The 21064-nt window shown below is 41.2% G+C and carries 22 protein-coding genes; 7 read left to right on the forward strand and 15 right to left on the reverse strand.

The window, feature by feature from the left end:
- The first annotated feature begins 4 nt into the window (after positions 1 to 4).
- From B2727_RS18650 to B2727_RS18660, 3 genes are all read left to right on the forward strand, one after another.
- Positions 5 to 880 carry a DUF4349 domain-containing protein gene (locus B2727_RS18650; RefSeq protein ID WP_033134391.1) on the forward strand — a complete coding sequence of 292 codons (876 nt, stop codon included), beginning with the start codon at positions 5 to 7 and terminating at the stop codon, positions 878 to 880.
- A 112-nt stretch (positions 881 to 992) separates the two neighbouring features.
- Positions 993 to 1583 (forward strand): NAD(P)H-dependent oxidoreductase, encoded by a 591-nt coding sequence (locus tag B2727_RS18655; RefSeq protein WP_033134368.1) that lies wholly within the window; start codon positions 993 to 995, stop codon positions 1581 to 1583.
- A gap of 13 nt (positions 1584 to 1596) precedes the next feature.
- The gene (locus B2727_RS18660) at positions 1597 to 1911 is read left to right on the forward strand and encodes a putative quinol monooxygenase (RefSeq protein WP_033134367.1); all 315 of its coding nucleotides are present in this window, start codon (positions 1597 to 1599) and stop codon (positions 1909 to 1911) included.
- A gap of 86 nt (positions 1912 to 1997) precedes the next feature.
- Here the strand turns inward: B2727_RS18660 and B2727_RS18665 are convergent, their stop codons facing one another.
- Positions 1998 to 2762, reverse strand: coding sequence for a nucleotidyltransferase domain-containing protein (locus B2727_RS18665; protein WP_033134390.1), 765 nt, complete (start codon positions 2760 to 2762; stop codon positions 1998 to 2000).
- 136 nt (positions 2763 to 2898) lie between these two features.
- Here B2727_RS18665 and B2727_RS18670 point away from each other — a divergent pair, with 136 nt between their 5' ends.
- Positions 2899 to 3687 carry a hypothetical protein gene (locus B2727_RS18670; RefSeq protein WP_033134366.1) on the forward strand — a complete coding sequence of 263 codons (789 nt, stop codon included), beginning with the start codon at positions 2899 to 2901 and terminating at the stop codon, positions 3685 to 3687.
- 14 nt (positions 3688 to 3701) lie between these two features.
- On the opposite strand, the gene B2727_RS18675 is transcribed toward B2727_RS18670, so the two are convergent.
- Both B2727_RS18675 and B2727_RS18680 read right to left on the reverse strand, forming a co-directional pair.
- On the reverse strand, positions 3702 to 4019 hold the full coding sequence (locus B2727_RS18675) for a hypothetical protein (RefSeq protein ID WP_033134365.1): 318 nt from the start codon (positions 4017 to 4019) through the stop codon (positions 3702 to 3704).
- A gap of 74 nt (positions 4020 to 4093) precedes the next feature.
- Positions 4094 to 5503, reverse strand: coding sequence for an FAD-binding oxidoreductase (locus tag B2727_RS18680; RefSeq protein ID WP_033134364.1), 1410 nt, complete (start codon positions 5501 to 5503; stop codon positions 4094 to 4096).
- A 347-nt stretch (positions 5504 to 5850) separates the two neighbouring features.
- On the opposite strand from B2727_RS18680, the gene serA reads away from it, so the two are divergent.
- From serA to B2727_RS18695, 3 genes are all read left to right on the forward strand, one after another.
- Positions 5851 to 7083, forward strand: a complete 1233-nt coding sequence (serA, locus tag B2727_RS18685; protein ID WP_004657532.1) for a phosphoglycerate dehydrogenase — start codon at positions 5851 to 5853, stop codon at positions 7081 to 7083.
- A gap of 102 nt (positions 7084 to 7185) precedes the next feature.
- Complete coding sequence (locus B2727_RS18690; RefSeq protein WP_033134363.1) at positions 7186 to 8067, forward strand: EamA family transporter; 882 nt, start codon at positions 7186 to 7188, stop codon at positions 8065 to 8067.
- A gap of 53 nt (positions 8068 to 8120) precedes the next feature.
- The gene (locus B2727_RS18695; protein WP_033134362.1) at positions 8121 to 8978 is read left to right on the forward strand and encodes an EamA family transporter; all 858 of its coding nucleotides are present in this window, start codon (positions 8121 to 8123) and stop codon (positions 8976 to 8978) included.
- A gap of 14 nt (positions 8979 to 8992) precedes the next feature.
- On the opposite strand, the gene B2727_RS18700 is transcribed toward B2727_RS18695, so the two are convergent.
- The 12 genes from B2727_RS18700 to B2727_RS18755 form a co-directional block, all read right to left on the reverse strand.
- Positions 8993 to 9760, reverse strand: a complete 768-nt coding sequence (locus B2727_RS18700; RefSeq protein ID WP_033134361.1) for a sulfite exporter TauE/SafE family protein — start codon at positions 9758 to 9760, stop codon at positions 8993 to 8995.
- Positions 9761 to 9771: 11 nt separating this feature from the next.
- Complete coding sequence (gene truB / locus B2727_RS18705) at positions 9772 to 10665, reverse strand: tRNA pseudouridine(55) synthase TruB (protein ID WP_033134360.1); 894 nt, start codon at positions 10663 to 10665, stop codon at positions 9772 to 9774.
- Between the two features lie 137 nt (positions 10666 to 10802).
- Complete coding sequence (rplS, locus tag B2727_RS18710) at positions 10803 to 11174, reverse strand: 50S ribosomal protein L19 (RefSeq protein WP_004657502.1); 372 nt, start codon at positions 11172 to 11174, stop codon at positions 10803 to 10805.
- Positions 11175 to 11368: 194 nt separating this feature from the next.
- Complete coding sequence (gene trmD, locus B2727_RS18715; protein ID WP_033134359.1) at positions 11369 to 12109, reverse strand: tRNA (guanosine(37)-N1)-methyltransferase TrmD; 741 nt, start codon at positions 12107 to 12109, stop codon at positions 11369 to 11371.
- A gap of 45 nt (positions 12110 to 12154) precedes the next feature.
- Positions 12155 to 12703, reverse strand: a complete 549-nt coding sequence (rimM, locus tag B2727_RS18720) for a ribosome maturation factor RimM (protein WP_004803983.1) — start codon at positions 12701 to 12703, stop codon at positions 12155 to 12157.
- A gap of 16 nt (positions 12704 to 12719) precedes the next feature.
- Positions 12720 to 12977 (reverse strand): 30S ribosomal protein S16, encoded by a 258-nt coding sequence (rpsP, locus tag B2727_RS18725; RefSeq protein ID WP_004660208.1) that lies wholly within the window; start codon positions 12975 to 12977, stop codon positions 12720 to 12722.
- A gap of 163 nt (positions 12978 to 13140) precedes the next feature.
- The gene (locus tag B2727_RS18730) at positions 13141 to 13575 is read right to left on the reverse strand and encodes a type IV pilin protein (RefSeq protein ID WP_096089488.1); all 435 of its coding nucleotides are present in this window, start codon (positions 13573 to 13575) and stop codon (positions 13141 to 13143) included.
- Between the two features lie 127 nt (positions 13576 to 13702).
- Positions 13703 to 17917 (reverse strand): PilC/PilY family type IV pilus protein, encoded by a 4215-nt coding sequence (locus B2727_RS18735; RefSeq protein WP_241345198.1) that lies wholly within the window; start codon positions 17915 to 17917, stop codon positions 13703 to 13705.
- Positions 17918 to 17939: 22 nt separating this feature from the next.
- Positions 17940 to 18656, reverse strand: coding sequence for a pilus assembly PilX family protein (locus tag B2727_RS18740; RefSeq protein ID WP_033134535.1), 717 nt, complete (start codon positions 18654 to 18656; stop codon positions 17940 to 17942).
- On the reverse strand, positions 18653 to 19678 hold the full coding sequence (locus tag B2727_RS18745; protein ID WP_033134534.1) for a PilW family protein: 1026 nt from the start codon (positions 19676 to 19678) through the stop codon (positions 18653 to 18655). Before B2727_RS18745 ends, B2727_RS18740 begins: the two co-directional genes overlap by 4 nt.
- 1 nt (position 19679) lies before the next feature.
- Positions 19680 to 20168 carry a type IV pilus modification protein PilV gene (gene pilV / locus B2727_RS18750; protein WP_033134533.1) on the reverse strand — a complete coding sequence of 163 codons (489 nt, stop codon included), beginning with the start codon at positions 20166 to 20168 and terminating at the stop codon, positions 19680 to 19682.
- A complete protein-coding gene (locus B2727_RS18755; protein ID WP_241345199.1) occupies positions 20165 to 20734 on the reverse strand; it encodes a GspH/FimT family pseudopilin in 570 nt (189 codons plus the stop codon). Before B2727_RS18755 ends, pilV begins: the two co-directional genes overlap by 4 nt.
- Positions 20735 to 21064: the final 330 nt, after the last annotated feature.

The following is a 21064-nucleotide window of genomic DNA, read 5'->3' on the forward strand; positions in this document are numbered from 1 at the left end:
CGATATGTCAGATTTAGCGAAAAATTTAAGCATTATTTTAATCTTGGGCAGCACTTTGGCTGCCTGTTCAAAACATCCAGACCAGGCGGAAAATGAGGCTGCTGTTGCGACTGAAAGTGCGGCAATGGATAGTACTGCTGTTCAAGAAAATGCCGTTCAAAATCCAGAGCAATTGCTCAGCAATCAACAAAGTGCTTTGGAACAAAATCGCCAATTGGTGAAAAGCGCACAATTACAATTTGAAGTGAAAGATGTATTAAAAACCACATCAGCACTGGAACAGCAGTTATTGCAATACAATGGTTATATCGAAGAAAAGCAGATTAATTATCAAGTCAGTGACCGATCTGAACGTGACCGTATTGATGGCAGTGTCGATATTTATGAAAAGATCACCCCCACCGTGCAACTCACGGTACGTATCCCTAATGCACAGGTGACCAGCTTTTTAAATAATTTATTGCCACTCATGCTGAACTTTAATACCCAGAGTTATGAAGCCAAGCGTTATGAATTAAAATTGCTCGAAGAAAAACTGAATACTGCCAATCAAAGTAACAGCGGATCAAATGCAGTGAACAATCAGCTACAGCAACTGACCAATTTAGAAGTCAAAGACCGCTTGGCCTATAGCACCATTCGACTGGAATTCTTCCAACAATCACAAGTGCGTAAAAGCCATGATCTCAATATCAACCGTATTGCCACCTTAGACAGTGATCCGTTATTCAGCCGAATTTGGGAAGCCATTAAAGTGGGATTATATGGCTTTAGAGAAACCCTCATTTGGCTGGTGATGCTGTGGCCGCTGTATGTAGCGATTGCGATTTTATGGGGAGCTCGTCGCTGGTATAAAGCGAAAAAATCCAAAGCTGAATAGTTTAATTATTGATTTTTGATCAATAGTATTTTGCTCATTTATGCATTTTTACTCATGAATAGATTTTCTAAAATACTTTCCAGTTTTTAGAGATTTATTTTTGAGTAATCCCATGAGCAATATTTTAATTATTAATGGCGCCAAACAATTTGAACATTCGAATGGTGAGTTGAACGACACACTGACCGAGTTTTCTCAAGCACATCTAAGCACCTTAGGTCATCAGGTACAAGTTACGCGTACCGATAGTGACTATGACATTCAAGCCGAAATTGCCAAATACCTATGGGCAGATGTGGTGATTTACCAAATGCCAGGTTGGTGGATGGGTGCACCTTGGACCATGAAAAAATACATCGATGACATCTTCACCATCGGACATGGCTCACTTTATGCCAGTGATGGCCGCAGCCGTTCAGATGCCTCTAAAAAATATGGTTCAGGTGGTTTAATCCAAGGTAAAAAATACATGTTGTCTTTGACATGGAATGCACCGATGGAAGCCTTTACTGATCCAGACCAGTTCTTCCAAGGCGTTGGTGTGGATGGCGTTTACCTACCTTTCCATAAAGCCAATCAGTTCTTGGGTATGGACTCACTACCAACATTTATTGTGAATGATGTCATCAAGGCGCCAAATGTGCCAAGTTATATCGAAGCGTACAAAGCACATTTAGACCAGCTTTTTGCAGCAAGCCATTAAGTGAGAAAATAAGATGCTAACCATTATTGCTGAAATTTATACACATGCAGGCGCTGAACATCGCCAAGCCGTTTTAGATGCCTTTGAAAAAATTATTCCAACGGTACTGGCAGAAGACGGCTGTCATGGCTATGAGCCATTGATTGATCATCTTCCTGCAATTGAGATGCAGGCCACTGATGAGAATACGATTGTCATGTTAGAGAAATGGCAGAGTACTGCTCATTTAGAAGCGCATATGCAAACTGCCCATATGCAGCAACATTTTGAAGCGACCAAAGACCATGTTGCCGATGTAAAAATCCGTATTCTCAACAGTGGGATTTAACAGATAACACCATACAGCTGAGTCCGACAAAATATGAAATCATTAAATATTTAAGTCGAACCCAGCTGATGAATAAATGCATGGTTCTACTGATAGTAATGCTGTTTTAAATAACGGCTATAATCTGTTAAATAGGCTTCCAAACTGGCACGACGATCCGCCTTCGGCATCGACTTTGCTGCCAGTTGCTCTATCTTGCTTTGCAACAGTTGAAGAATCGCAGCTTGTTCCGCTTGGGGTAGCTGTGCTTTTTCTTGTTGCTGCTTTTTAATCTCCAGATAATCTTCCGCCCAATGCCGTAATGGATCGTTTGCATCCACTTGCGCAAACAGATCGGTAATCAATAATTCAGGCATCTGTTCTTGGGTCGCCAATTCAGCCGACATCAAGCCACGAATCGAATAAAACACTTTTTTATAAGTAAAGTTATCTGCGGTTTGCATCACTTTCATGCCACCATTCGCTAATGATAAATAGTGGTGATACAACGCGCTATAGTCGATTCGCTCAAGCAAGCCATCACGAAAGAGCTGCCATTCTGGAAAGGCATTAAAATAGACAATATGTGCTCTGACCCACTCTAAAACAGTAGGGTTGCTTTTTGCCAACAGCCCAAACATTTTATTCAGGTCATAAGAGACAAAGTCAAAGTCCCCATCCATAATCTCGATCAAGTCACGATGCTTTTTATAATCAAAATATTGGTCTTTACTCGGTAGATGAAAACCGCGTACATCATAGTCACTATCAGGACTGGCCATGCCCCATAAACGGCTACCACTTTCAATATAAAATAATGGGATATCTTGGCGTTGTTGAAATAGTTTTTCGATTTCGTGATGGATATTCATTGCGATGACTTCATTATTTAAAAATTTATACTTGTGAGAAACAATACTATTTTTTACCGTACTCATTAATTTGATTTTAAAAAAATTATCGTTTGATAAAATCAATCTCTATTCAATATAACAAATAGGATCATGCATGCAACTGACTTATGCTGGACAGATTTTCTTGGTGGTGGTTGCGATCTTATGTGTCTGGTCTTTTGTGCTGACAAAGTTTTGGCTAAAACGTTTAGCTAAGAATCGTGACAGCAGTAAGTTTGAATTTGCTTATTTATTTGTGGTGGTACTTAGCATCAGTTCTTTATTTTTTCCTTTTACTTTTTGGGTGTCGCAAGCTGTATTTGGTTTAGCAACCAAACCGAGCTACGATGCAACCATTGTGAGCTATACCTCTGAATGGGTCGATACCGAACGTACGGATTCCAACGGGCGTAAATATAAAACCCAAACTTTAATGCATACGGCTCAGATGCAATTCAAAGATGATCAAAACAGAACATTGGTCTTGGATAATTCAGTCCGTTCAGGTGATGTGCCTGTAGTCGGAGACCATATTCAGGTCGTTTATGAGGCGGGTGATCATTCCGCACAAGAAAAGAGTTGGCGCACGGGTTTACTGTTTGCCGCTACCCTGTTTATGCTGTTTATTATGGGTTATATCTTGGTCATGATTATTGCCTATGCTTTGAATCGGAATATGGAGCCTTACAAAGCCTTTGCTAACGTCTTAATTTTTAGAATTACCCTTCCACTCGGCACAATGGCGATGTTTGGGATGCTGTCTTATTCGGTTTTTGCTTATTTCTTTTTGGGCAATCCACAGAATATATCTGTCTGGGCTATTGCGATTTGCAGCTTCTTTGCACTTTGTCTTTTACCGCTGATTTATCATATTTTGACAGGTTGGAAAGCGTACAAGAAATAATTTTTTATTGCCGTTTATTCTTTAATTGTTGTTATATACGCTGTCCCTACACTTTTACCTTGAAAATCCAATACTGAATAATTTTTCATCAAAATAATTTCATCTAGGATTTGCCCAAATAGGATTTCACAGACCAAAAACTCATTCAGAATTTTCTTTTCTTCATCTTTCAAATATAAGCGTATCATATGAGTTGAATCTTCTATTTTCATAAATAAGATCATACTGATATATAAATCATTATTCTTGTTATTAAAATCAACGTAGTCAGCAGCAATGTCTTTACGATGTAAGCAAATATATCCCTGACAAATCATTTGTTTTTCTATCATTTATTCTTTCCTAATAACAAAAAAGCGCATCTTTCGATACGCTTTTAGCAAAACTTCTTTTATCTAATCAAGTATTAAAGATCAAATAATTTGCCCGGGTTCATAATCCCATTCGGGTCAAACGCCAACTTCAATGCTTTCATATATTCAATTTCTTCAGGCGAACGCGAATACTCTAAATATGGCTTCTTAGTCATACCCACACCGTGCTCGGCAGAGATCGAACCATCATATTTTTTCACGGTATCAAACACGTATTTATTCACCACCTGACACTTGGCAAAGAACTCATCTTTGGTCAGATTTTCAGGTTTTAAAATATTGAGGTGCAAGTTACCGTCACCAATATGACCAAACCAGCAAATTTCAAAGTCAGGATAATTATCCGCAACAATCGCATCAATTTCCGCAATAAATGCAGGTACATGGGTAATTAATACAGAGATGTCGTTTTTGTATGGAATAAACGGCGCAATCGATTCTGAAATATCTTCACGCAAACGCCATAAGCTTTCAGCCTGTTCAAGACTTTGGCTCATCACACCATCAATCACCCAACCTTGTTCCATACAATGCTCAAAAATCTGCATTGCCTTGTCCATGATTGGTTCATATGGTGCTTCAAATTCCAATAAGACATAGAACGGGCATTGCGTTTCAAATGGACGCTGTACATGACCGCGATCCAATACTTTCTGCATTGCCAATTCACCAAAGAATTCAAAAGCAGTCAGATCAATTGCATTTTGGAAAGCATGGAGTACCGGCATCACGGCATCAAAATCAGGCACACCGAGAACCAATACCTGTAAATTCTGTGGCTGACGCTCAAGCTTGATTTCAGCTTCAGTCACTAGACCCAATGTCCCTTCACCACCAATAAACAAGTGTTGCAGCGAATAACCTGTCGCATTCTTAATCATGCCTTTGTTTAAACGCAGCACATCACCCTTACCTGTCACTACCGTCAAGCCAAGTACCCAGTTACGGGTCATGCCGTACTTGATGACTTTAATGCCGCCGGCATTGGTCCCGATGTTACCGCCAATCTGGCTTGAACCCGCTGAAGCAAAATCGACTGGATAGTACATGCCTTGTTCTTCGGCATAATTCTGTAATTGCTCAGTCACCACACCTGCTTGTACGCGTACCATACGATCCGCTGGGTAGAACTCAAGAATCTGGTTCATCTTGTCAAAGCTAATCACGATCTCGCCATTGGTTGCGACCGCGCCCGCAGAAAGGCCGGTACGACCGCCCGATGGGGTAATCGCGACATTAAATTGATTGGCAAGTTTAACAATGGCCTGAACTTGTTCAGTGCTTGAAGGGAAAACGATGACTGATGGGTTCGGATCAAAATGTTTGGTATGATCACGTCCCCAATTTTCCAAACTGTCGGCATCGGTTTTAATTCGGTTTTCACCCACAATTACCGTTAATTGGGTCAATAACTCAGGTGTTAAAGCGACTGAAGCATTCATCGTTTACAGGCCTAGCAAGAAGTAAAGATAGAGCATTTGAATAACAACACAATATTTTTCAATATCTTAAAATGCAGTATTCAACATATAGAAACTCGGCAGAACAGCGCAAACCTGATGTTTTCAGATTTGACTATCAGATCTCTGCATTTTACATAGAAGCAGGCACGGGATAAAGCTTAGGATAAAGATACTGTAATAACAAAATGTGTATAACCAATAAAATTCAGCTTCAACTGAAAAATTATCAATAATTCTGCTGTGCTAATTTTAAACCAAATATTTATATCTCAAAGCTCTATGCTATAGTACTGCAACTAAATTTTGGCCTTTGTAGCGGAGCCGTAATGAGCCAACATCTATCACTACCTAAAGACAAAATCCGTTTCCTTCTGTTAGAAGGTGTGCATCAAAATGCCATCGATACTTTAAATGCAGCGGGTTATACCAACATCGATTATCACAAAACTGCGCTTGAAGGCGATGCTTTGAAAGAAGCAGTTAAAGATGCTCACTTCATTGGTATTCGTTCCCGTACGCAATTAACTGAAGAAATCTTTGAAGCTGCGAACAAACTGATCGCAGTCGGTTGCTTTTGTATTGGTACAAACCAAGTCGATTTAAAAGCGGCGATGTCTCGTGGTATCCCTGTATTCAACGCACCGTATTCAAATACACGTTCGGTTGCAGAATTAGTTCTTGCTGAAACAATTCTGTTGCTTCGTCGTGTACCTGAAAAATCGAAAGATACACATGCGGGCGGTTGGAATAAAGCTGCGGTGGGTTCATTTGAAACTCGTGGTAAGACTTTAGGTATCGTCGGTTACGGCTCGATCGGTTCACAACTTTCTGTTTTGGCAGAAAGCTTAGGTATGAAAGTCATCTATTTTGATGCTGTGACTAAATTACCATTAGGTAATGCACGTCAAGTTGGCTCTTTAGATGAACTTTTGGAAACTGCGGATGTGGTAACGCTACACGTTCCAGATGTTCCGTCAACGCGTAACTTCTTCAAAAAAGAACAATTCGCGAAAATGAAAAAAGGCTCAATCTTCTTGAACGCAGCACGCGGTACATGTGTGGTGATCGAAGATTTAGCAGATGCAATTAAATCAGGTCACATTGCTGGTGCAGCGGTTGACGTATTCCCGAAAGAACCAAAAGCTAATGGTGAAGAGTTCCTATCTCCACTTCGCGGTTTAGATAACGTGATCTTAACCCCACACGTGGGTGGTTCGACCATGGAAGCGCAAGCAAACATCGGTTTAGAAGTGGCTGAAAAATTCGTTGCTTATTCAGACAAAGGTATGACCCTTTCTGCGGTGAACTTCCCAGAAATCGCATTACCACTTTCTGATGGTCAGCACCGTTTGCTGCACATCCACAAAAACGTTCCGGGTGTGTTATCGAAAATCAATACATTGTTCGCTGAACAAGGCATCAACATCTCTGGTCAGTCGTTAATGACAAAAGGTGATATCGGTTACTTGGTGATGGATGTTGACGCATCTGCATCTCAAGAAGCGCTTGATACTTTGAACCACGTTGAAGGCACCATCCGCGTTCGGGTATTGTTCTAAGCAATATTTAGAATAATGTCGAAAAGCCACAGTTGATGCTGTGGCTTTTTTATGGGCGTTTGACTTATTATGTGAATATTATACCAACTGTTAAATAATAAAATGTCGACCCCAATGCTGAAAACACCACTACATGCTTTATTGCTGTTGATGATTGCCATGTTGTGTGTACAAGGCAGTGGTTCTTTGGCCAAAGTCCTGTTTCAAAGCTTTCCTGTATTGACCGTCTCCGCCATGCGCCTGTTTTTTGGTGCGATCATATTGGCGGTGATTTTTAAAATCTGGACCATTAATTTCAAAGTGGTTCGCTGGAAAGCGATTCTGACTTATGGCGTCGCCCTTGCAGGGATGAATGCCCTGTTCTATTTATCGCTTGAACGCTTACCTCTTGGTTTAGCTGTTGCCTTTGAATTTATCGGCCCCTTAAGTGTGGCGCTGTATCATGCTCGGCAGAAATATGACTTCATCTGGGTTGGCTGTGCCATTCTGGGCTTAATGTTGCTCTTTCCTTTGCAACAGGCACAGCAAGGTCTCGACATGCTTGGCGTATTCTTTGCCATTAGTGCAGGTGCGTGTTGGGCACTGTATATTATTGCGGGGCAAAAACCGTCAGGCATCTCTGGTAATCACACCGTTTGCTTAGGCATGAGTATTGGTATGCTCTGCTTACTACCTTTCGCGCTATTTTCAGGCGCCATCGATCGGGTATTTGAACTGCCAAACTTATACTATTTTATTGGTCTTGCGATATTAGCCAGCGCCCTGCCCTTTACCCTAGAAATGATTGCCTTGCGTAGTTTAACCCCGCTGAGTTTTGGTACCTTGATGAGCTTAGAACCTGCGGTTGCCGCCCTCTCAGGCTTTATATTCTTAGGTGAAATGTTACTTTGGAATCAATGGTTAGCATTGGGCACCATTATTATTGCCTCGATTGGCTGTACCTTTACCACGCAACAGGCTCGACAGCAAAAAGAGGCCAAATAAATGATCTTGCCTCAACATCAGAAAAACGCTCTCGCTTATCTTGGAGATCTTAGATGAAAAATCTCCAATTAGTTGCCGTGCTGTACATGGTATTGTCCATGCTGTCTTATCAGATCAGCGCATCCTTTGCCAAGCAATTAATCGCCACGCTTGATCCACTGACAGTGACAATTTTAAGACTGTGTTTTGCGACCATTCTGGTGGCGATCATGTTCCGTTCATGGAAAATCATTTCCAAATTGAAGGAGCTAAAATGGCGAGATTTACTCTGTTATAGCGCAGCCTTGTGTTGTATGAATATTCTGTTCTATACCTCTTTGGGTAAGTTACCCCAAGGGATTGCGGTGGGCTTAGAGTTTATCGGTCCATTGGGTTTGGCCTTACTCTCGATTAAACAGCGCAGTGATTATATTTGGGTAGCATTTGCGATTTTAGGCATTGCTTTAATGGTGCCGTGGAACGATGCTCATGCCCAGCACTTTTCCTATATCGGTGCAGCCTGTGCGCTGGGTGCAGGATTCTTTTGGGCCTTATATATTTATTATGGGCATCGCGTGGTACAGCAAAATATTGGCATGCATGCGCTAACGATTGCTATTGGTCTATCCGCTCTGACCTTACTGCCTTTTGGTCTATGGAATAACGCGCCAGTGCTCCTAGATACTCAATATTGGGGCAAAGCACTGGTGATTGCCCTAATGGCAACTGCGATTCCTTATGCTCTGGATTTAATGGCACTCAAACGGCTAACTAAGCTCAGTTATGGGACGCTTTCCAGCCTTGCGCCTGCATTGGCAGCCTTAGCAGGTCTAGTACTGCTGCATGAGCGAATTAGCTTAATTCAGTGGGTGGCTTTGGCTTGCATTATGGTGGCTTCGATTGGTGTTACCTTACGCGGTGGAAAAGCTTAGTTAGATCTAAGCCGCTATCCTGTAATAATTTGATAACCCAAACGACAGATCAAAATACTCACCAGTATCAAGAATAAAATACGGATAAAGCCACTACCGTATTTTAGAGCCAAACGGACACCCAATAACGAGCCTGCAATATTGGCAACCGCCATCATCATTCCCAAGGCAAAAAGCACATGACCTGTCGGAATAAAGAAGCTGAGTGCTGCCAGATTGGTCATGAAGTTGCCGATCTTTGATAATGCCGAAGCATGTAGAAAGTCAACTTGCAAGAAACGAATAAAAAAGAAAATAAAGAAACTGCCAGTCCCTGGACCAAAAATACCGTCATAGAAACCAATCGCTAGACTACCCATCGCAGCCAGCACCAGTAACTTTGGCGTGATTTTTTGATCGATGTGCACTTGCCCGAATTGCTTTTTCATAAAGGTATAAATCGCAATCACGATCAGCATGACCAAAACAATCGGCCTTAGGATATGGGTTGGCACCAAAGATACACAGGCCGCCCCAATGAATGAGCTGATAAAGGCAAATAGTGCAATCACACCGAGTAATGACCATTGCAATTTGACACGGCGTACAAATGAAAAAGCCGCAGAACCTGTTCCACAAATGGAGGCCAACTTATTGGTACCAAATAAGGTTGCAGGTGCAGTTTGCGGTAAAGCTCCCATCAATGCAGGAATCTGAATCAAACCGCCACCACCTACGGCAGCATCAATGGTTCCTGCACAAAAAGCAAAGAACACTAAGGTTAGAATCAGTTCCCATTCCATTGACGATACTCTTATAAATTTAACAAGCGTTTTGGTACTAGACGTTTTTTATCAGTGATTTCAGCCAAGCCTAAACAGCGCTCTCCATCGAACACCAACACTTCAGCTGCAGCTTCATGATCAATATTGCTTTCCTGACCGTTACCAAAATACTTTCCACGGCCTTCAGGCAATTGCACACGAGGAAAATGCTCAACAGGTGCATAGACTGGCAGTAATAAGGCATCGCGTTGTTCTTGGGTAAGGCTTTCGAGATATTCAATGGTATAACTTGGATTAATCTCAAAATGGCCTGTCTGGGTACGATGCAATTTAGTTAAATGGCCACCACAGCCCAAAGCCTCGCCGATATCTTCACCTAATACACGGATATAAGTGCCTTTTGAACAAGTCACATCCAATGTCAAACTATCTTCAGTAAAGCCAAGCAAGCTTAAGTTATAAATGGTGACTGGGCGTGCCTCACGCTCAATTTCGATCCCTTTACGTGCCAACTCATAGAGTGGACGACCATCACGTTTCAAGGCCGAATACATCGGTGGCACTTGCTGAATATCACCACGGAATTGCTCAAGTATTTGTTCAATTCGTTCTTCGCTCAATGCCGGCACTTCTCTCTGCTGAAGGATTTCGCCTTCAACATCACCTGTCGCTGTGGTTTGCCCTAATTTGACCGTAGTTTGATAACGTTTGGTTGAGTCCAGTAAGTAATGTGAAAACTTGGTCGCTTCGCCTAAACAGATCGGCAATAAACCTGTCGCCAATGGATCGAGCGCACCTGTATGCCCTGCTTTTTGTGCATTGAACAGACGGCGCACTTTTTGTAATGCAGAATTAGAACTTAAACCTAAAGGTTTATTTAATAGGAAAACACCGCTCAAATGACGATAAGAACTTTTTTTCATAAAAGAAAAATCAAAGCATAAAGACCTATTTTAGCAAAACTCGGTCTAGGATTTAAAAAAGGATTGGCTTTTAGCCACAAACAGACATAAAAAAATGCGCCAAAGGCGCATTTTCTTGCTTTACAACAAAGTTAAAATTAACCTTGTTTACGAGCTGGTAACTTTTCACGAATACGTGCAGCTTTACCAGACAACTCGCGTAGGTAGTAAAGTTTAGCACGACGAACGTCACCACGACGTTTCACTTCGATTTTAGCAACGATTGGAGAGTGAGTTTGGAAAACACGCTCAACACCAACACCGCTAGAGATTTTACGAACTGTGAAAGCAGAGTTTAAACCACGGTTTTTCTTCGCGATTACAACACCTTCAAATGCTTGAAGACGCTCACGGTCACCCTCTTTTACTTTAACTTGAACGATAACTGTATCGCCCGGTGCAAAAGCAGGGATGTCTGATTTTAACTGTGCATTTTCAACAGCTTGAACTAAAGGATGTTTACCACTCATGTGGAATCTCCAATATGTGCGGGAGAGAAGAGGTCTCTGACACCGCTGGGAATAGAGGCTAAAGCGCATATCTCCCGTTTAACTTTCCCTTTAGAGCAAAATTGCTTTAAAGAGCCTATTTTTAACTTAAACCAAGTTTAAGTAAAACTCGAAGCAAAGCTTCTCGTTGGGTACAAAGACAAACTGATACCAGTTTAACCTTGCGAATCTTTTAGCCATTTAATTTGCTGTTTGCTCAACTCTACTTTTTCTACCAATTCTGGTCGACGATCTAAAGTACGTTGATAACGCTGCAAAAAACGCCATTTCTCAATATTGGCATGATGTCCTGATTTAAGTACCTCAGGCACATCCAACCCTTCGAAACAGTCAGGCTTGGTATATTGTGGACAATCCAGTAAACCATCCACAAAAGAATCTTGTATCGCAGATTGCTCGTCAGACATGACATTTGGCAATCGACGAATAATACTATCGAGCAATACCATCGCAGGAAGTTCACCACCCGATAAGACGTAATCCCCAATTGACCATTCTTGATCAACATAATGCTGGATTAAACGCTCATCGACCCCTTCATAACGCCCACACAATACAATCAAACCATCATAATCAACGAATTGTTGTACTGCCTGTTCATTTAAGGTTTTGCCTTGCGGTGACATATACACCACTGGCGCATGAACACAGCCTGCTTGTGTTGCAAGTTGTTTGGCATGGTTAATTGCTTGTGCCAACGGCTCAGCCATCATCACCATACCTGGACCACCACCGAACGGACGTTCATCCACTCGTTTATAGTTGCCCTCAGCAAAATCTCGTGGGTTAATGCAAGTCACTTGCACGATGTCACGCTTTGCTGCACGCCCGCTAATCCCGTGCGCTGTAATCGCTTCAAACATTTCAGGAAACAATGTGATGACTGCAAAAAACACCGCAGACTCCTTTATTTTCCTGCTGCGCTACCTTCCCCGAAAGGATTAGTAGTCTACGCCCCAATTGACGTAAATACGACCAGCTTCAAGATCAACGCGTTGTACCACATCTTTATGCCAAGGAATCATTCGCTCTTCAGCATCAATGCTATCAGGCGTCGCTTTTACGACCATGACATCATTGGCACCTGTTTCAAACAGTTCGTAGATTTGACCGAGATTGACTTCTTGTTCTTCATCATCAAGACCTAACACCGTTAGACCTTTAAGATCAGACCAGTAATACTCGTCTACATCTGCTTTTGGAAGCTGAGATTTGGCAATCCAGATATTCGCGCCAACCAGATTTTCTGCACCAGTACGATCATTTACGTCCTTTAATGCAACAACCAAGCCTTTGCCATGTGGTTTCCAACGTTTTACATCAATAGTTTGCCAACCTGCCTTGGTTTCAATGTACCAAGGAAGGTAGTCAAACATATTGCTCATAGGTTCTGTATTAGAGTAAACCCAGAGCCACCCATTCAATCCATAAGCTGAACGTAACTGTCCAATCTGAATACGATCTTCTGGCACATTCTGTGTCGATGTCATGGGCTACCTACTACAATTATGCAGTAGTTGCAGCTTTTTTAGCTTGAGCAGCTAAAGAAGCAACGCGATCTGAAGGTTGAGCACCTTGAGCAACCCAGTGAGCAAAACGGTCAGCATCTAAACGAACTTTTTCAGCTTTACCTTGTGCAGTTGGGTTAAAGAAACCAATACGCTCGATGAAACGACCATCACGTGCATTGCGGCTATCAGTTACAATGATTTGATAGAATGGACGTTTTTTTGCACCACCGCGCGCTAAACGAATAACAACCATGAGAACAACCTTATAATTTTTACGGATTATCCCTGCGCCGACCATCGGCAACACTTCAAACCCCTTTCATAGAGGGCAATATTCTACGTTATATTTGCTTTGAAAGAAAGATTAAATTTTGGGTTATCCACAGCTCTGAATTTAATTTATAAAATCTGCTGAGTTACCAGTCTTCAGCCTCATTGCCACAGCTTGATGTCGTGATATTTGCAGCCGTTTTGGTCTTACACTTAAGACCTGTGCTGGTTAATAACAAGGAATAATTCCTCGGACTTTGACTCACGGCTTTTAATGACCACGCCTGAGTATTTACCGTTAATGTTAACGTGAATTTTTGGTTAGCACTCGTTGCTGTCAAAGGTAGAAGCAAGGTGGTGTTGGTTGCGCTAGGTACGGTGTAGTAAGCACCTTGATTCGTCGCAGTTCCTTTCAGCACAAAACTATCATAACTAAAATTGCGTGCCCGATGTTTTTCCAAAAGCTCAGCAACTTTGAGCATTTCTTGCTGTGCTGTCGCTAAATCTGCACGACGGATATAAGCGTCATAACTTGGGATTGCAATGGCTGCAATAATTGCCACGATCGCAACCGTAATCATCAGTTCAATTAGAGTAAAACCTGAAATTTTACCGTTTTTTCTAGCATGATAAAGTAGGTAATCCTTAGTTAAAGGATGAGCGTTATACTGCCCCATCCTCTCATAATCAAATTGTTCTATTTTCTGTTTATTCATTATTTTCATACCATTTTAATGGCACAAGTTGACGGCGCATTTGACTCACTGGCGTTACATTCGAAGAGCTACTACCACTTTGAATTAAACCACGTGACTGTAACTTCGTATTTGAGTCTGTACCGGCTGCACCAACATTTAAAGCAATAATCCCTTTCCCTGCTAAAAAGTTATTCGCTTGACCTGTTTGGAGTTTTTGCTCACACACACCAAAAGGCAAACAATAGCGATGAACTTGAGTTTCACCACGAACTTGAACTGGGCAGGTTGGTGTTTCTCCTGGATTATATACGCTGGCATATAAGTTCTTATTAATGACAGCCATTTCATCCATGACCTTTTTCCCTTGATCAAAAGATATCGCCCATCCATTTGGAATCAATGCCTTGACTTGCTCAACACTCTTGTCTTTTACATCTTCAGTGGTGAGCAGGCTACCCAATGATTGTCCGGCCGTTGTTAAATCGAGATCCGTCGTTAGTGCACTAAATGTACTTGCATATAGATCTGTTCGAGTCACATCTTGATCAAAAATATTATAAATTGCCCCTGAGCTGGTATCTGTTGCTGGCAAACTACGATTACCTGAAGCAATACTTAACACAGCCAGTGGTTTCTCGTATCCATAAATACTAAAACTTGGTGCATCATAAAATCTTGGGCTACTCCCATCTGCTTTATGTAAATTTAATAACCGCGTCGCACGTATCGCAAAATCCTTTCCTGATGTGTTCATTACTGGATTTAAATCAACGCGCCAGACTTGTCCGCCTAAATCTCCAAAATATAGATGATCCACCAAACCATCCCCATTACGGTCCGCAACATTAATACGACTAACAACACTAAACTGCATCGTGTCAATTTTTAAACTATTTTCTTTTACTGCATCATTTTTATTAATCGCATTTGCTCCACCCCACCAGAGCAGATCGCCATTATTTGCATCAAACATATAAACACCAGCACCTTTCGTTGCCGTAGCTGGATTATAGTCTTTAATCTCATAGCCTGTATCATATCCCCCCCCAACAAACATGACCTGCTTACGCTGTCCTTGCCAATTCACATATGCAAGGGTTGGCTTAGACCAGCTTTGTCCCATGTATTGCAAGGCTGTAACGGTGGTAACGCCAGATGCATTAATAATTTTTTGATTCTTAGGATCGATATGAAATTTTAAACTTGGACTTGTAATATCTTGTAAATTCAAGGCATAGTAACTCTGCCCACCCATTCTTAACCCGCCATACAAAACCTGTTTCCCTTGAGGTTTATTGGTCCCAGTTTCAATTTGACCAACGGTGGCCTGAACCTTTCCATCTTTCATACCATATACATATTCAGTATAAGCTGTCCAAGCACCATCAATACCATAAGGCATATTTTTCCAGCCCAAACCTAAGTCCCGTGTAAAGGCTTTTCTTTGCTCACTGTCCTCCAGCATTTCATTTGGAACAAAAGCAAACTTCTCTTTACCTGTACTGGCATCAACGATATGCAATAAACCTTGCGTCGATCCAAACACAATATAATCATCTCGATCTATAGTGCCGTTCGTTTGGAACTTAGCAAATTGGGTAATTTTTAATGGTGTAGAATGCAAAGGCATTCCAAGTTGCCAAAATGGTTCGCTCTGAGCCAGTTCATTTCCAGTCGCAGTCAGTGGGTCTACTTTATAACCTAACAAATTCATTAGATAGCCAGCATAAGGGTCTTTCTCTGTTGCAGATAAACTACAGCGCGCCACACTAGAATCAGCCAAGTATTGTGAATCGACATTGATTTTTTTTAGGGTTTTACTTTCATTAAATGTATATTTTTTATCACTATTTTTCTGACAATCGCGATTAATCCACAATTGACGTGTTGAACTATCGACTTGTTGCGGGCGTAAAGTTTTTAATTGGTCAAGTGCTCCTCCAATCAACAATTCAGAACCATCGGCCTTTTCTGTATGCCCTCCATTCCACTGATCTTTGAAATCAACACTACCTTTCAAACGAATGATGCTTCCACCACTTGTTTCATTTTCCGTCAAAACTGAATACTTTTTTAAATTTCCATTCCAACTTTGTTTATCCGAAGGAATAAAAATGCTGTTATAAACCTCGCTGCTAAGTTGATATGGAGTAAGGGGATCCGCAGGAATTGTTTGCAAACCCAAAAAGGCATCTGACTTGGTTTCTACCAGATGCTGACTAAAGTCAATGATACTTTCAGAAATACTCTTGGTATCTGATAACTGATACCATCCACCACCACCATACACCCCCCAACGAGCCAGATTGGCCGTATCATCCGCGGGTAAAGGCATCGGTACAATATTGCCTAAAGCTTTTTTTAGCTGATCAAGTGTTTGTGTCAAATTAAGGTCTAAACCTAACAACTTCAGAACCGCACCAAGGGGTTGTAATAATGTATCTACAACACCTAAAAGTCCTTGTACTAGATTAAGTACCGTAGATAGAACTGTCTTCGGTGCAGTAATTGTTCCCAAATCACTCACTGTTTTTGCACTGGGAATATGAGCGAAATCACGCCCAATCCCACCCACAGCGGTTTTAATACTGACAGCCTTGTTCTTATTTTGATAGTTCTCATCTTTTAATGCTCCAGCGTAATTTGCAATACATGACCAAGTCGCTGAAGCTGAACCATTTGCCCACCCAGCTGGTACAGAGCCACAATTGAAGACTGCTGTATTAGAACTATTTAATGAGCGTGTCATTAGCTTTTGTACTGGGTTACTTATATTACTTAAGGGTTCTCGTTGCGAACCAGCTAACCAACCCAATAGATTCTGATTTAAGTCTGGAATACTACCTGTTAATACATATAAGCCATGCCCGCCACATTGTGACGCTGTATTTAAACTTGGACCATTATAGAGATTCGAGTCTACTGAAGACTTACTTACAGCCGTGGATTGATCAAAACCACTATAGGGAGAAATTGTTTTCAGAGTATCATCATACTTATAGAAGATTTTCTCTCCGCCTAACACCCCAGCCAGCAGATCACCCAATAAGCCTCCTCCCGGTGACCAATCATATTCTTTATTCTTGTACCAACTTGGGTAACTTCCAATACCAAGTACAATTGTTTCGGGTGTTCCCCAATCTAAGCATTTTCCATAAATATCAATATTAGAATCAGAACATTTATAAAATCGTGTGGAAAGGATACTAAAATTAACCACCCGACCGAACTCTTTCGATCCTGTCCCTTTTGTCGTCGTACTGAGTAAATAAGCACCAGTTTCGGCATAAGCCGTTGCTGTTGGTGTACTTAAACCCAACAAGCTATTTAAGTTACCTCCAAGGTTTCTAAGCAGCACACCAATCGTATCAACTGCTCCTAATACATTCACCGCAAGCAATTGATTAACCAACGTTCTTAAACTCCCTGTAATACTGCCAACAGGGTCAGCACTGCTTAGATTCGCAATTGTCGTTTTAATTTTTTCTCGTTGTGTGGTATCAAGCTTTTTGGCTTCGACGGCAATCATACCTGCAAGCTCATTTTTCCCACCTCCCGCTTTCGTTGCAGGAAATACAGATACTCCAACTGAAATATTTGCTGATAAAGGTTCAATCCCTTTTGCAGGGTTGCCATCGATCACATCAACAACGGCTTGTTTAATACGGCGCAGACGATTATAGCAACGGTAGCTCTGAATAATGCCCAAAGTTGGATCCTTGATCGGTTCACAACTATCTTTAATATATTGAACAGATCCTTTTAAACCCAATAAATCTGCGCCTAGGATTGGGTTTGTTATCCCATCCACACCTTCCAATATCTGAGTAATTAATAAGGCCGGGATATCACAATAACCACTATCAGGTGTCGTACCAGTGTTTACTTTAACCAGATTAAGGAGGTTAATATTGACAGTTGCAACATTACCAAGCACTCCCTTGACGCCCTCAAGCAAATTACCACTTAGGCAAAGTGGATAGTCTCGTTGCAAGTCAGCAATAGCATCTGCCCCCATACTCTGAGACAAGTCAACCATCAGCATAATTGTGCTGTCTCCACCGGCACTACCTTGTCGATAAATCTCGATATCACTGGCATGAGATGACGTTGAGATAAAAAAACAGCAGGAAACTATACTGGTCAAGACCACACTGATTTGAGTTTTTTTAAGCTTTTTGAGTCTTAAAGTATCTATTTGTTTTGATATCTTATTATTGTTCATGTCCATTTCTCCCTTATGAGCCCTAAGGTTCAAAGTCAGATAAGAAGCGATATTCTGCTACTTGTGTACTATATAGGATGTTCTTATCTTTAAGGCATTGAACGATTCCTTTCACCCCTGAAGGTGGCTCAATACTCTTATTTAAACACCCTGTATCTGCATCAAATAAATCTGTATCAGGATTTGCTAAGAGGCCTTTCATAACCGATGTGACATATACACGTAATCGCATACTATTTTCTGTTTTGGCATTGGTCACATCTGTTCCACGAGCTAAATCGGAGAATGGCTGAGTCACCGACATTGCTCTCTTGATATGTACCTGAGTCACTACCTGCGAACGCCCACCAGAAACATCCGAGGCATGGCATGCTCCACCACCTGTTGCCATGACTTGTTTCTGCTTCGTCGTATTTTGCCAGTACAACCAACTGGCATTGGACAAATCAAACGGGGTATTGCCTTTGAAACAAAAAACCAGTTCTTTATTCCAGTTATCTTCATTTTTAAAAAAACCGACAATACCATTTGCAGAAGCCAAATTTTGCTGAGTATTTGGATCTTGAAAAGACATTAACGCAGCATCAGCATTTTGCGCCAACAGAGTTTGCATTTGGTTATTACTCACCAGTTTTAAGGAGCTTGTACTCTGGCGAATTGCCAATGTTCCAATGACCATAATCATCAGTACAATCATAAGTACAATGATTAATGTCGATCCTCGTTCAACATTTTTCATGTCCCAGCCCCTCCATTGGTACAGGTTGTGTTTTTGCTACTATCACAACCTTCGGAAACCCACCCCATTGCATTCCTTAAAGAGATGGTTTGATCAACGACCTGTCTTAAATAATTATCTTGAGAAGCTGGCTTCAAATTGACCTTGGTACCCAATACTTGGAAAGGTTCTTGGTTCCTTTGTTTAATCACAGACTGATCACCTGTCTTATCGTCAGAACGGACCAACACCCCAATTTGAATGGCATGCACATAAGGCCGAACGGCCTGTGTTACGCCATCAATATTTTTTTTGGTTGCAGTCAATGCCATATAATTTTTAGTATCGGTATAGGCCAGCGTACTATTTGCACTGTTCAAGTCGCCATCCATATAGCCCAAACGGATCTGAAAAAGATCTACGTTTGGCAAAATTATCTGACTTGAGCCCCAAGCTAATTTCAAGCGATCTGTTGCCGTTTTTGTATCTAATACCGTTTGTGTGTATTGTGCAGCTTGGCAACGCAAAGATTGGCGTAAATCCGTTGATGTCGATCCCACATAATAGCGCTGTACCACAAAGGTACCACTTACAACATCTTGACCAGAGCAATCGAGCCCACTTTGAGGTGCTTGATAACGAATCAGCAATTGGTCATTGGTTAGTCCAGTAACATTGGCATTGCCAAAACTAGCAATCTGATTATTCGAGAAACAATCCGTACAATTCAGGTCAATTTTTTCACCCACATTATTCGAGCTGAGTAAAATACCCGCATAAGCTGTTTGGTCATTAATCGCGGGAACTGGAGAGCTTAAGTTTGCTTTGCGAATATCATCAACAATAAAGTTCAACCCCAAACTCGCATTATCTTGGATATGTGCCATCGCTTTTTGTAGCTTATAACTGGTGATCCCTGTAATGAAAAGTTGAATCGCAGCAGCGACAATCAACAAACCCAATGTCAGTGAAATCATCAGCTCAATCAGCGTAAATCCTGCCTGACCCTTACTATGTTTTAGATTTAAGAGGCCTATTTTCATTTCAATATGCCTCCAAGAATAGACAATGTGATCCAGAAACATAAGCACCATCTTTAATACATGCTGCGATGCCTTGATCACCTGCTAAATTAGTCTGATCCCACGCGACATAAATACATTGTCGATTATTTCCAGTCGGGCACTGATCGACGGCAAGGTTCATCCCATTATTTTTTGCTTCTAGTGCCGCATTTTGTAAATCTTGTAGGGCAATTTTTTCAGGTTTATCTGCTACAGCTGAAACATCAGTTTTAGGAACTTCGACTGCTTTAACCTTATATTTTCCTGCACGAGTTGCTTGCGGATTCGCTCTCATACGTTCTGCAAGATCCCGTGCGATGGTGGTTGCCAAGACCTGCTTATTCGCCTCAAGACTGGAATCAATTGCTCTTAACTGCAAAGCAGCAAAACCCAATACACTGATTGCCAATAAAACCAGAGCAACCAATACCTCCACCAGCCCGACACCTTTCTGTTCTTGAATCTTCATGTGCAAGCTCCCTCTTTGATTGTGGTATCGCCAATCACCCCGACCTGAATACAGTAAGAAAGGTTTTTCCGTTCTAAAATAAAATTCTTTTGCGCAGCAAGGCTGCCATTTCGTCTAAAGCTAAGAGTGGTCGAGGAATTATTAGCACTGGTCACACCATGATCTAAACCTGCAATAAAGATTCTTTGTGTTTCTGCTTTTGGAATGGCGATGGCTGTAGCACAATCATCGTCGGATAAAGAGGCTAAACAGACTCCTGTACTTTGTCGTAACAAAACAGCTTGACTACGAGCTTCTGAAATTTTCATCACCAGTTCACGTGCTGAAGACTCAAGCTTTTGTCGGCTATACATGGTTGCAAATGAAGGAGCTGCCATTAAAACAATGATGGCTAAAACAGCGATCGTGATAATGAGCTCAACTAACGTAAATCCTGAGCGAAGATGAACAAAGCTATGCTTTGTCTGAGCGCAAGATGGAAAGCTACGCTCGAAGTTGAACAAATGAGGTTGGACAACACTCGGCCCTATCGCGCGAGACTGTAAGTCATTATGTGCTTGTTGCATACAGTCCTCCATATGCACAAATCTTTTTGTTTTAACGAACATTTTGATTAATTTTTATTAAGCATTGATTTTACAAATTATTTTTATAAAACCCTTAAAGGTCTTTAATTTTAAATCAGTAAAATCAAATCATTATATTAATAAGATGAACGTTATTTTCGTGATTGTTTTCATGTTTAATACCAATTTCCGTCTAAAATGCACTTAAATCCACCTTTAAGAGATAAAAGGTAGGTAAGGACAGATAAATGATAAATAGGTCACATTCATTAATTATTGTTATTAAAAATATTAAATAGTTCACAAAATCAACTGCCATAAAAAAAGCAA

This window comes from Acinetobacter sp. UBA991 (assembly GCF_002292065.1).
GTDB lineage: Bacteria > Pseudomonadota > Gammaproteobacteria > Pseudomonadales > Moraxellaceae > Acinetobacter > Acinetobacter higginsii.

Bases quoted from the DNA above. Each gene is read 5' to 3' on its own strand.
- B2727_RS18660 (WP_033134367.1), top strand. From the start codon at position 1,597: ATGCTAACCATTATTGCTGAAATTTATACACATGCAGGCGCTGAACAT.
- B2727_RS18740 (WP_033134535.1), bottom strand. From the start codon at position 18,656: ATGAAAAATGTTGAACGAGGATCGACATTAATCATTGTACTTATGATT.
- B2727_RS18690 (WP_033134363.1), top strand. From the start codon at position 7,186: ATGTCGACCCCAATGCTGAAAACACCACTACATGCTTTATTGCTGTTG.
- B2727_RS18650 (WP_033134391.1), top strand. From the start codon at position 5: ATGTCAGATTTAGCGAAAAATTTAAGCATTATTTTAATCTTGGGCAGC.
- rimM (WP_004803983.1), bottom strand. From the start codon at position 12,703: ATGACATCGACACAGAATGTGCCAGAAGATCGTATTCAGATTGGACAG.
- B2727_RS18745 (WP_033134534.1), bottom strand. From the start codon at position 19,678: ATGAAAATAGGCCTCTTAAATCTAAAACATAGTAAGGGTCAGGCAGGA.
- serA (WP_004657532.1), top strand. From the start codon at position 5,851: ATGAGCCAACATCTATCACTACCTAAAGACAAAATCCGTTTCCTTCTG.
- truB (WP_033134360.1), bottom strand. From the start codon at position 10,665: ATGAAAAAAAGTTCTTATCGTCATTTGAGCGGTGTTTTCCTATTAAAT.
- B2727_RS18670 (WP_033134366.1), top strand. From the start codon at position 2,899: ATGCAACTGACTTATGCTGGACAGATTTTCTTGGTGGTGGTTGCGATC.
- B2727_RS18655 (WP_033134368.1), top strand. From the start codon at position 993: ATGAGCAATATTTTAATTATTAATGGCGCCAAACAATTTGAACATTCG.
- B2727_RS18665 (WP_033134390.1), bottom strand. From the start codon at position 2,762: ATGAATATCCATCACGAAATCGAAAAACTATTTCAACAACGCCAAGAT.
- B2727_RS18735 (WP_241345198.1), bottom strand. From the start codon at position 17,917: ATGAACAATAATAAGATATCAAAACAAATAGATACTTTAAGACTCAAA.
- rplS (WP_004657502.1), bottom strand. From the start codon at position 11,174: ATGAGTGGTAAACATCCTTTAGTTCAAGCTGTTGAAAATGCACAGTTA.
- pilV (WP_033134533.1), bottom strand. From the start codon at position 20,168: ATGAAGATTCAAGAACAGAAAGGTGTCGGGCTGGTGGAGGTATTGGTT.
- B2727_RS18755 (WP_241345199.1), bottom strand. From the start codon at position 20,734: ATGCAACAAGCACATAATGACTTACAGTCTCGCGCGATAGGGCCGAGT.
- rpsP (WP_004660208.1), bottom strand. From the start codon at position 12,977: ATGGTTGTTATTCGTTTAGCGCGCGGTGGTGCAAAAAAACGTCCATTC.
- B2727_RS18730 (WP_096089488.1), bottom strand. From the start codon at position 13,575: ATGATTACGGTTGCGATCGTGGCAATTATTGCAGCCATTGCAATCCCA.
- B2727_RS18700 (WP_033134361.1), bottom strand. From the start codon at position 9,760: ATGGAATGGGAACTGATTCTAACCTTAGTGTTCTTTGCTTTTTGTGCA.
- B2727_RS18675 (WP_033134365.1), bottom strand. From the start codon at position 4,019: ATGATAGAAAAACAAATGATTTGTCAGGGATATATTTGCTTACATCGT.
- B2727_RS18695 (WP_033134362.1), top strand. From the start codon at position 8,121: ATGAAAAATCTCCAATTAGTTGCCGTGCTGTACATGGTATTGTCCATG.
- B2727_RS18680 (WP_033134364.1), bottom strand. From the start codon at position 5,503: ATGAATGCTTCAGTCGCTTTAACACCTGAGTTATTGACCCAATTAACG.